7 protein-coding genes, 1 pseudogene and 1 riboswitch are annotated in these 10,324 nt (G+C 63.0%); of the genes and pseudogenes, 3 read left to right on the top strand and 5 right to left on the bottom strand.

The annotated features are described in order from the left end of the window. The 3 genes from Q0629_RS09650 to Q0629_RS09640 all read right to left on the bottom strand — a co-directional run. Positions 1–934: CBS domain-containing protein (locus Q0629_RS09650; protein ID WP_298781902.1), on the bottom strand; the 934-nt coding region annotated here is incomplete at its 3' end. 453 nt (positions 935–1,387) lie between these two features. Continuing rightward, positions 1,388–3,289: a threonine--tRNA ligase gene (gene thrS, locus Q0629_RS09645; protein ID WP_298781899.1), complete on the bottom strand. Its 1,902-nt coding sequence runs from the start codon at positions 3,287–3,289 to the stop codon at positions 1,388–1,390. A gap of 627 nt (positions 3,290–3,916) precedes the next feature. Then, on the bottom strand, positions 3,917–5,188 hold the full coding sequence (locus Q0629_RS09640; RefSeq protein WP_298781895.1) for an MBL fold metallo-hydrolase: 1,272 nt from the start codon (positions 5,186–5,188) through the stop codon (positions 3,917–3,919). A gap of 240 nt (positions 5,189–5,428) precedes the next feature. On the opposite strand from Q0629_RS09640, the gene Q0629_RS09635 reads away from it, so the two are divergent. Both Q0629_RS09635 and Q0629_RS09630 read left to right on the top strand, forming a co-directional pair. Further along, positions 5,429–5,914: an ankyrin repeat domain-containing protein gene (locus Q0629_RS09635; protein WP_298781892.1), complete on the top strand. Its 486-nt coding sequence runs from the start codon at positions 5,429–5,431 to the stop codon at positions 5,912–5,914. Continuing rightward, a complete protein-coding gene (locus tag Q0629_RS09630) occupies positions 5,874–6,227 on the top strand; it encodes an ankyrin repeat domain-containing protein (RefSeq protein ID WP_298781890.1) in 354 nt (117 codons plus the stop codon). Before Q0629_RS09635 ends, Q0629_RS09630 begins: the two co-directional genes overlap by 41 nt. A gap of 141 nt (positions 6,228–6,368) precedes the next feature. On the opposite strand, the gene Q0629_RS09625 is transcribed toward Q0629_RS09630, so the two are convergent. After that, positions 6,369–7,094: an RsiV family protein gene (locus tag Q0629_RS09625; protein ID WP_298781888.1), complete on the bottom strand. Its 726-nt coding sequence runs from the start codon at positions 7,092–7,094 to the stop codon at positions 6,369–6,371. 436 nt (positions 7,095–7,530) lie between these two features. Beyond that, positions 7,531–7,722: riboswitch (cobalamin riboswitch) on the top strand. A 174-nt stretch (positions 7,723–7,896) separates the two neighbouring features. On the opposite strand from Q0629_RS09625, the gene Q0629_RS09620 reads away from it, so the two are divergent. Continuing rightward, complete coding sequence (locus tag Q0629_RS09620; RefSeq protein WP_298781886.1) at positions 7,897–10,008, top strand: acetate--CoA ligase family protein; 2,112 nt, start codon at positions 7,897–7,899, stop codon at positions 10,006–10,008. A 125-nt stretch (positions 10,009–10,133) separates the two neighbouring features. On the opposite strand, the pseudogene Q0629_RS09615 reads toward Q0629_RS09620, so the two are convergent. After that, positions 10,134–10,324: pseudogene (locus tag Q0629_RS09615) on the bottom strand (dUTP diphosphatase); the annotation flags it as partial.

Here is a 10,324-nt window from a genome sequence, read left to right as displayed (position 1 = left end):
CCTGTATTGCGCCCAGCCCCAGGCCCAGCAGCACCAGGAGCCAGGGCAGGCGTTTGACGATGCTCATTGAGAGAGGCTCCTGAAGGTCCTCCTCCGCCGTCAGACCGGCCAGCCTGGCGTAGTCCTCCCCCATCTCATCGTCGATGAGCTCGGCCACGTCCTGCGCCGTGAGGACTCCCTTCAGCCGGTTCTCCTGGTCCAGCACGGGGATCGAGTCCTCGGAGTAGTCCTTGATGCGCTCGATGCAGTCCTCGATCAATTCGTTCGCGTAGACGTAGGGGTAGGAGGTCATGATGATGGACTCCAGCTCCGTCCCCTCCCGCGCGATGATCAGGGACTTCAGGTCGATGGCGCCCGCAAAGATCCCGTCGTCGTCCGCCACGTAGATCGTGGAGATGTTGTCGTTGTCCGCAGCCTGCTCCACCAGCTCGCGCATCGCCTGGCGCACGCTGATCCCCATGTGGATCATGACGAAGTTCGTCGTCATCCGGCTGCCGATCTCGTCCTCGTCAAAGGAGCTCAGGAGGGATATCTCCTGCTTCGCGTCGTCCGGCATCAGGTCGATGATGGCGGCGCGCTCCCCCTTCTCGACCTCCTGGAGGTAATCGACGGCCACCGAGGGCTCAAGGTGCGCCAGCACCTCCGCCCTCTTTCTGAGGTTGAGCTCACCGACGTACTCGTTGATCCTCTCGGAGTACTCCAGGACGTCCGCCAGGGTTTCCGGATTCAGGACGCTGTAAAGCCGGTAGCGGTCCTCCTTCTTCAAGAGGTCCAGGGCGGCGGCGATGTCGTTCTCGTGATAGGTGAGGAGCTGTTCCCGCATGATCTTCGGGGTCAGGTTGCCCCGCACCACCTGGGCGATCCTCTCCTCGTAGTTGGGGTGCTGTGCCGTGGAGGCGCTCTCCTCGGCAGGGATGGTGCGCGTATTGTCCATTGGTCCCACGCCTCCTCTTTTAAAGACTAAAGGCAATGAGCGGACCCTCGTCGGGGCCGCTGCAATGTGGGCGCAAGGCAGAAGGGATGAACCCCTCGGCTGCGCCGCACGGGGAGGGACGATGGCGTTCCGCGTTCTCCGGGTCCGGCGGTCAGGTGCGAACGGCGCCGGGCCACGCGATTCTGGGCGATAAGGGAACGCCTTGTCCGTCGCTTTGACTGCCGCCGCCGTCCATAAACTCACCTCCAGCTCGATACTTTCGGATGCGCAGGCCGAAAGGGGCCAACAACGCCCCTTTCGACAACACTGCGCCCTTCATTTTATGTGCTTCGTTCGGGGAAGTCAACGCACTTCAGAAGAGCCGACGAGGACTGAGTCTCCAGTCGGGCAATAAGCGAGGGACCGGGCGCTGTTCCCTTCCGGTCCCCTCCGTCCCCGCTCAGGACGATTGCGTCAATGGATGGGGTTGAACTCCGCGCTCAGGAGCTTTCGGAACGCCTCAAGGGACATGCTGCCCAGGTCGCCCTTCGTGCGCTCGCGCACCGCGACCTGATGCTCGTCGCGCTCTTTGTCCCCGATCACGACCATGTAGGGCACCTTCTGCAGCTGTGCGTCACGGATGCGCTTGCCCAGCTTCTCGTCGCGGCTGTCCGTTTCCGTCCGCACGCCCCAGCTCATGAGCTCCTTCCTCAGCTCCTCCGCGTAGGCGCGGTGCGCCTCGGAGATGGGGATCAGCTCCACCTGCACAGGCGCGATCCAGTAGGGGAAGGCGCCCGCGAAGTGCTCGATGAGGATGCCCATAAAGCGCTCCAGGCTGCCCAGGATCGTGCGGTGCAGCATGACGGGCCGATGCTCCTTCCCATCCTCCGCAATGTAGTGCATGTCGAAGCGCTCCGGCATCTGGAAGTCCAGCTGGATCGTCCCGCACTGCCAGGTGCGACCGATGCAGTCCTCGAGGTGGAAGTCGATCTTCGGACCATAGAAGGCGCCGTCGCCTTCGTTGACGCGATAGGGCGTGTTGGACTGCTCCAGCGCGGCCCTCAGGCCGTTCTCCGCGGCCTCCCACTGCTCCGCGCTCCCCATCGCGTTCTCCGGCTTCGTCGAGAGCTCCACGGCGTACTTGAACCCGAAGACGTCGCTGTAGACATAGCGGCACAGGTCCATGATGCCCATGACCTCCTGCTGTATCTGGCTGGGCTCACAGTAGATGTGCGCGTCGTCCTGCGTGAAGCAGCGCACGCGCATCAGCCCGTGCAGCACGCCGCTGCGCTCGTGGCGGTGAACGACGCCCAGCTCCCCGATACGCATGGGCAGTTCGCGGTAGCTGTGCAGCTGCGTCTTGTAGATCAGGATACCGCCCGGACAGTTCATCGGCTTGATGGCAAAGGGCTTTTCGTCGATCTCCGTGAAGTACATGTTCTCGCGGTAGTGGTCCCAGTGGCCGGAGCGGAGCCACAGCTCGCGGTCCAGGATCTGGGGCGTCCGGACCTCCTGGTAGCCGCGGCGGACGTGCTCACGGCGCCAGAAGTCGATGAGCGTGTTCATCACGACCATCCCCTTCGGGTGGAAGAACGGGAAGCCGGGCCCCTCCTCGTGCAGGCTGAACAGGTCAAGCTCGCGGCCCAGCTTGCGGTGGTCCCGCAGCTTCGCCTCCTCCATGCGCTTCAGGTAGGCCTTCAGCTCGTCGGGCGTCGCGAAGGCCGTGCCGTAGATGCGGGTCAGCATCTTGTTCTTCTCGCTCCCGCGCCAGTAGGCGCCAGCCACGGAGAGCAGCTTGAAGTTCCGGATGACGGACGTGTCCGGCACGTGAGGCCCGCGGCACAGGTCCACGTAGTCCCCCTGACGGTAGAGGGACACCGTCGGCGCCTCCAGCTCGGAGATGAGCTCTTCCTTATAGGGGTCGCCCCGGTCCTTGAAGAACTTCAGGGCGTCCTCGCGCCGCATCTCCTCCCGCTCGACCTTCTCGGCCGCGCCGGCCAGCTTCCTCATCTCCGCCTCGATGGCAGGCAGGTCCTGCTCCGTGATGGTCCCCGTCGCGTCCACGTCGTAGTAGAAGCCATCCTTGATGCAGGGGCCGATGCCGAAGTGCGTCCCCGGATAGAGCCTCTCGATGGCCTGAGCCATGAGGTGCGCGCAGCTGTGGCGCAGGACGTCAAGGCCCTCCTCGTCGGCTGCCGTCAAGGGCTCCATTCTCCCGCCGGCGTTGACCTCGCGATTCAAATCCACCGCCGTGCCGTCCAGCTTTGCGGCGATCGCCTTCTTCTGCAGGCCAAGCGCCTCCAGAACCTCGGACGCCCTCACGCTCTCCCGGTCAAACTCACAGGACTTTCCGTTGCTTCCCTCGAACTTCAGCATGTTCCCATCCCCCTCTTGAATTCTAAAGCAGCTCCGCCCTGCGGAGCAAACTTCGCAATCGCCAGCCGAACCGCGCGACGTACCGACCAAGGCAGACCAACGGCGCTGCACCCCTTTCGAGGCGTCGGTCCAAGAAACAAAAAAAGTGCCCGCGTCATCTCACACACAGGAGACGACGTGGGCACACGTTCGCGGTTCCACTCCACTTCCGGCCTCGAAGGGCCGGCACTTAAGCCCGCTGTGAGGGGCGGACCCCGACGTCTTATCTCCCTCTCCACACAAAAAGAGATCAAGCCTCGACGCCAGCTCGGAGGGGGTTTCGTCCTGCTTCCGGATATAGCGCGCCTCTCAGCCTGCAGCGTGCCTCTCTGGATATCCGCCCCGCGCAAAAGCGCAGGACAGGGCGAATTGTCCTCTTCATCGCTTTTTCATTCAATTTCGGATACGATACCACCAAAAGGGCTTTTAGGCAAGTGCGATTTTCCCCCCAATCCGCAGGGACGAGAAGCGCGGGCAAAAAACGGTCCGTTTTAAGTTGGCGATCCTTTCGCTTCCTCTGTCCTCTTGCTCGACTGAGGTTCAGCGGGGCACTTGTCTTTCCAACTCCCCCAGCTTCGCTGCACGGGATCATTCGACCGCCCACGCCTCTCCATCCCGGAGGAGGATGCAGTTCTCGTGCAGGGCACGGAAGCGCTCCCGATCCTCCGGGGCACAATGAATCGGGATGAGTGCCCGAGGTGCAGCCTCCGCGACGAAATTCCGGATCGCCTCGTTCGAGGCGTGACCACTGGAGTGGATGTCCGTTATGGGTATCCCCCGCTCTGCGCAGAAAGCCAGCACGGACCGCATGGGCTCGGTCCGCTTGTAGCCGCCCCAGAGGGAGTAGATCAGCGCGTGCCCCTCCCCGCCGCGCTCCCGAAGAAAGCGGGTCATGAAGGAGCTCCCTCCTTCAAAGCGGGGGAACATCGATGTTCGGACGAATACCGTCAGCCTCTCCGGACGTTTCGCGAGTCTTTCCGCCCCAACGAGTTGGCGCCTGTCATAGAACGCTTTGAAGTGAGAAAATTTTTCCGGGCGCTCCGGGGCGACGCGACCGGCGACAAAGCGCATCGGGGGCTGGGGGTCCGCAGGGGCCAGGAGGGAGCGCACCGCGCTCATGAAGAGGTCGTGGCAGGGGGTCCGTCCTGCCCTGGCGCAGGCCGCGTGCAGCGCGCGGACGCGGGGCTCGTTCGTCGAGGAGCAGAGGACGAAGACCGTCCCTCCGCACTCGGCCATCAGCTTTTCGGCCGCAGCGGCAACCGCATCCTCGTCCCGAAAGAGCGGACTCTCCACGGCAACGTTGGTACCCTCCGTGATCAGGAGGTCAAGCCCCTCCGCGCCGACCCTCTCCCGCAGCCGCTCCACGGCGCCGTCCACGTTTCGATAATCGCCGGTGTAGAGGACGCTTTTGCCCCGTTTCCTCTCGTCCCGACCTTCATCCTGAATCAGGAACATGAAGGCCTCGTGCGAGGAATGTTCCACGGAGATGGGTGTGACCGTGAGGTCCCCCACGCGAACGGTATCCGCCTCCAGGGGGCGGGTGCGGCGTTTGGCACCACCGGTGAAGTCCGCGATGACGTCGAGCACATGGGACGTCCTGCGCCCCGCGTACACCGGGATATCCGGGAGCAGGCGATCGAGAAGCCCGCAGTGGTCGCCGTGATGGTGGCTGAGGAATACGGCGTCGAAGGCTCTCTTACCAAACGTCAGCCCTTCGACCTCCATCCGGTCGGCGCGCCGCGAACCGTCAAGGGGCGGCAGTTCCCTCCCGGCGTCCAAGATCACCCTCGTGTTTCGGCTCCTGACCTCAACGACGTTGCCGCCGATCTGGGCGGCGCTTCTATGGACAACGATTTGCATGACACATCCCCTTTCTTTAAGCCACTTTTTGTCTTGGCTGTCTGCCCCTGCCGGCGACACTGCCTTTGAAGCAAGAATATACCTTTTATTGCACTGATATCAGTGCATCCCTTCTTCTATACTGCCAGGTGATGTACGGGGGCATTGCCTCACCCCCTGAGCGCACTGAGCAAAGGATGCTAATAAAATAGGGAGGAGAATGATCCGGCGGCAGAGCCGCTCTCCGACCAAGACTTCATCTTGCTCTGTCGAAAAGGAACGGTTGAGGAAATCATGGAACAGATCGAGAGGGGCGCGAATGTCAACGCCAAGGACAGTTATGGCAACACCCCACTGATCTGCGCCTTGAACCATGATCCCAACTCGGAGCTCATCACCGCGCTGATTGAGGCCGGAGCCGACGTCAACGCCCAAAACGAACAGTTCGACACCCCGCTGTACCGGGCCGTCTACAACCATCTCGCCCCGAAGATCGTTATCACCTTGGTCGAGGCGGGAGCCGACGTCAACTGTTGCGGCCGATATGGCATCACCCCGCTTCACCTTGCCGCCGAATATTATCCTGACCCGAAGGTCATCACCACCCTGCTCGAGGCCGGGGCGGATGAGGGTATCGATGACGGAGATGGCTATGGCCAGACAGCGTTAAGCGGAGCCGCCTGTCACAACAGTAATCCTGAAGTCGTTGCAGCTCTGCTTAAGGCTGGCGCGGATTTGGAGGGATAATTTCGGTGCAACCCCTTTATCTCTGGCCGCAGCTCATTCTCCAGCTCCGGAGATTGTCAAGCTCCTGATCGAGGCTGGAGCGGACGTGAACTGCTGCGACCCCTTCGGACGAACGCCTCTTATGTGGGCCCTGCTGGATGAAAAGGCCCCTCAGAAGAAGGCGAAACTTCTGCTCGAAGCGGGCGCAGACGCAAAGAAGGTAGATAAGGAAGGGCGGCGCGCCATCGATTACGCGAAGGGAAACACCGTACTCTACATCCTCGGTGATACGGATGATACCCTTCAACTGCTGGAGCGCGCCAGCCTCGATTGAGATGCCCTGCAAGAAAGGCCGTACGGAGGTGGTCGCCCATGCGCTACACCGACGGAGGCATCGGAGGAAAAGACACGACATGGCCCTCTGCACTCATATGAGTGCAGAGGGCCATATTGATGGCTCCAGGGCGGAGCCGTATTATTTCAAATAGGTCTGCTGGGCCAGAGAGCTCTGAATTTCCTTCGTGGGGATGACGAACGTGCAGGTCCCCATGGAGTAGGGCGCCACGGTCCCCTGGTTGAAGACGAGGATGAGCTCGCCGTCCTTGATGTAGAAGGGCTGGTCCTTGCCGATTTCAAAGTTCTTCTCCAGTTCGTCCAGGAAGTAGGTCTTCGACTCGTCCTTCTTCATCTGCTCTTTCATCTGGGCTTTGACGATGCCGCTCAGGGCCTTGGAGTAACCATCGTCCTTGAAGAGGTCCGAGAGGGCAAGCTCCCGTCCGGTTCCGAGCTCGATGGTCTCGTAGCGGACGACGGTCTCGGACGAGGCCATGGCCTCGGTCCTGCTGTGCTCCAGCGTCAGTAGGCCGTCCTCGTACGAGGCCACGCTGCTGCCGGCCGTCAGCGCGTAGTTCTTGGAGCCCTCCGCCTTCAGCTCTGCCATCTTCGACATGAAGTCTTTGTAGAGGGCCACGGAGGCCTCCAGGCCGCGGGCGTTCACCGCCGCCTCCAGATCGGAGCTGCCCGTCCCGCCGAGGATCGGGATCTGGATTGAGGCCTCGAAGCCCTCCTCCTGGTGCGTGAGCATCGAATAAGTCAACGAGGGTGCAATGTCCGGGCTTGCCGCGTAGGCCGTGCTCCCACCGAAGAGGAATGCCGCCACGGCCAGCAGGACCGCCGCAATGTTGAACCGACTTTCGATCATGTAAAAAACTCCTTCCTGAATGGGCCACACCGCAGAGAAACAGCAAGCGGCCCTTCTCCCAAAATTGCGCGTTTTAGTGTAACGTCGATTCCTCTGACGGAAAGGAGGGGTTGTACGGGGTATGCGATCGGTAGAAACGATGGAAATGCGGCGCTGAGCAGGGGTATCTGCTGCAATGCGGTGGGCCTCGGGAGATCGCGACGATCGTCCGGGCGGGCCCAAAATCCGCAGGCAAGGCCCTGGGGCTTCGCTCCAGCCCCAACCAGAGGACTTGTCCTCTGGACACCTGCTTGTCATTTTACTTTTCACCCGACGGGTGAAAAGTAAAATGACAGAAGAGACAAGGAAACGTTCTTACACAGCAAGTGTGAGCAAGATCCCACGATTTTTAACCTTCGGTTTTGGTTCGCTATTCCTCGTTTGACAATCTCGTGTTTTGCCGTATAGTTATGGAGGTAGACAATTAAACCTCGAAAGGCGTTCGGGAAGTCCGGTGAAAGACCGGCGCGGACCCGCCACTGTAAGCTCGGCAATGCCGGCTGTGCCCACTGGGACGTTTTTCGTCCTGGGAAGGGGGCCGGAGTAGGGAGAGCGAGCCAGGAGACCGGCCTTTCGCAGGGAGCGCACGCCCCCCGCGCGGATTCGGGCCGGTATGCGGAAAAGCATGGCCTTTGGCGTCCCGCCCCGGCGGCGAACGCCACCCGAAGGCCAATTCCTCCGTCATGCAGGGCCGTCCTCGTCAGAGGGCGGCCCTTTTGCGGCCCTCCTGGGCCGACGTCATCGAACGGGAGGAACCTTACACATGCAAGAAGCGAACAAAGCCCTGTTGTCCCATCCCCTGAGGAAGCTCTTCGCCCCGGAAAGCATCGCCATCGTCGGAGCCTCATCGAGTCTGGAGCGCCTGACGGGACGGACGCTCCGCTACCTCCAGTCCTTCGGCTACGGCGGAGCCATTTATCCCATCAACCCCAAGGCCGACGTCATATCGGGGCTCCCCGTACACCGAAACGTCACGGAGGTCGAGGGACCCGTCGACCTCGCCATCCTCAGCATCAAGGCAAAGCTGATCCCCGACGCCCTGCGCGCCTGCGCGGACAAAAAAATCCCCTTCGCCCTGATCTACTCGTCCGGCTTCTCCGAGACGGGCGACCGCGCGCTTCAGGAGGAGGTGTCCGCCATCGCCCGCGACGGAGGCATCCGGGTCCTGGGACCGAACTGTCAGGGGCTGGCGAACTTCGCCGAGGGGATTCCCCTGACCTTTTCAGGGGCCCTTTACGAGGTGCCGCGGCCTCTGCCGGGGCACGTGGCGCTCGTGTCGCAGAGCGGGGCGTTCGGGTTCTCCTCCTTCGGGGTGGGGTTGGAGCATGGGGTGCGGTTTCGCTACGTGGCCACCACCGGCAACCAATCGGACCTCGACGCGGTGGAGTGCGCGGACTACGTGCTCGATGACCCCGAAGTCCGCCTCCTGATGCTCTATCTGGAGGGCCTCGAGGACGGCGCAGGGTTCCTCCGGCTGGTCCGCAAAGCGCGGGAGCGCGACATCGCCGTCGCCGTGTTGAAGGCCGGACGTTCGCCCTCGGCCCGTGAGGCGGCCAAGAGCCACACGGCAGCCCTGACCGGGGACGATCGCGTCTGGTCGGCCGTCTTCTCGCAGTACGGCGTCATCCCGATGGAGGACATCGACGACATCATCGGGATCGGTCAGGTGCTGGGCGCGGAAAAGCGCATGAGCGGCGGGCGTTCGGCGATCCTGACCACCTCCGGCGGAGCGGGCATCGTCATGGCCGACTGCCTGAACGACGTGGGCCTTTCCGTCCCCGTCTTCTCGCACGACACCCGGTCCCGCATCGAGGCGGCCATACCGCCCTTCGGGGCGTCCCGCAACCCCGTGGACATGACGGTGCAGATATCAGAACAGCCGGAGGACTTCCGCAGCGTCTTCGACGCGGTGCAGGAGGACCCGGAGCTGGACTCGATCGTCACCTCCCTCTCCATGATCGTGGGACACGCCGGCGACGTCATGACGGACACCATGATCGAGAGCTACGCCAAGAGCCCCAAGCCGCAGGCCGCCGTGTGGATGATCGACCACCAGCACGGCGGAAGCTTCATCGAACGGCTGAAGACGGCCGGCATCCCGATCTTCCAGAGCTTCCGCCAATGCGCGCGGGCCCTCAGGGAGTTGAACCGATGGGGGGCGTTCAAGCCGCCCGCAGCCCCTGAGGTCGGCGGGAACGCGCCGATCCTGCCGCAGTGGACCGAGGCCATGACGGAGTACGACGCCAAGGTCTTCCTCTCCCGCTACGGCATCCCCGTGACGCGCGAGCGCCTCTGCCTGAACCTGGAGGAAGCGTGCGACGCGGCCGAGGAACTGGGGTTCCCCGTGGCGCTCAAGGGGATGGCCGCCTCCGTGCTGCACAAGACGGAGGCGGGGATCGTGGCGCTGGACGTGCGCTCCTTCGAGGAGCTTCGGGGGGCACTGAAGACGGTGCGCAAGCACCTGGCCGACTACGTGGGGGACGGCGCCGTTCAGGGTTTTCTGGTCTCCGAGATGGTGCGCGGCGGATTCGAGTGCATCGTCGGGGTGAAGCGGGACCCGGTGTTCGGGCCGATGATCGCCGTCGGTCTGGGCGGTATCTACGTCGAGGTCCTGGGCGACGTGTCGCTCCGGCACGGCCCCGTGGACGAGGAGGAGGCGCTGAACATGATCCGTCAGCTCAAGGGGTACTCGTTCCTGTCCGGGACCCGGGGCAGCAAACCGCGGGACATCCGCGCCCTGGCCAGCATCGTCAGCCGGGTTTCACGCCTCGCTGCGATCGAGACGGACCTCCTGGAGCTGGACATCAACCCCGTCTTCGTGCTGGAGGAGGGAAAGGGCGCCGTCGCCGCGGACGCGCTGGTCGTGAAGGCGTGAAACAGCAAAAGGGGGAGTGAGCCGGCGCATCACGCCCGTCGGCACACGAAAGCCCCGGCCCCTCCTGGAATGGAGGAACCGGGGCTCATTACTTTAGATGGGTAGGAAAGGCTTTGCGCGGGCGCCTATCGGCCCGTGCTGCCGAAGCCCCCCTCGCCCCGCTCCGTCGCGTCCAGCGCCTCCGCCTCGCACCAGTCCACGCGGGTCACGGGTGCGAAGACCATCTGGGCGATGCGATCCCCCGGCTCGACGACGAAGGGCTCGGAACCGAGGTTCATCAGGATCACTCCGACCTCTCCGCGGTAGTCCGCGTCGA

The organism is uncultured Fretibacterium sp., from assembly GCF_938030725.1.
In the GTDB taxonomy this organism is placed as follows: Bacteria; Synergistota; Synergistia; order Synergistales; family Aminobacteriaceae; genus Fretibacterium.
The sequence above is the reverse complement of the archived record's forward strand: the minus strand, read 5'-3'. Positions and strand labels throughout refer to the sequence as shown.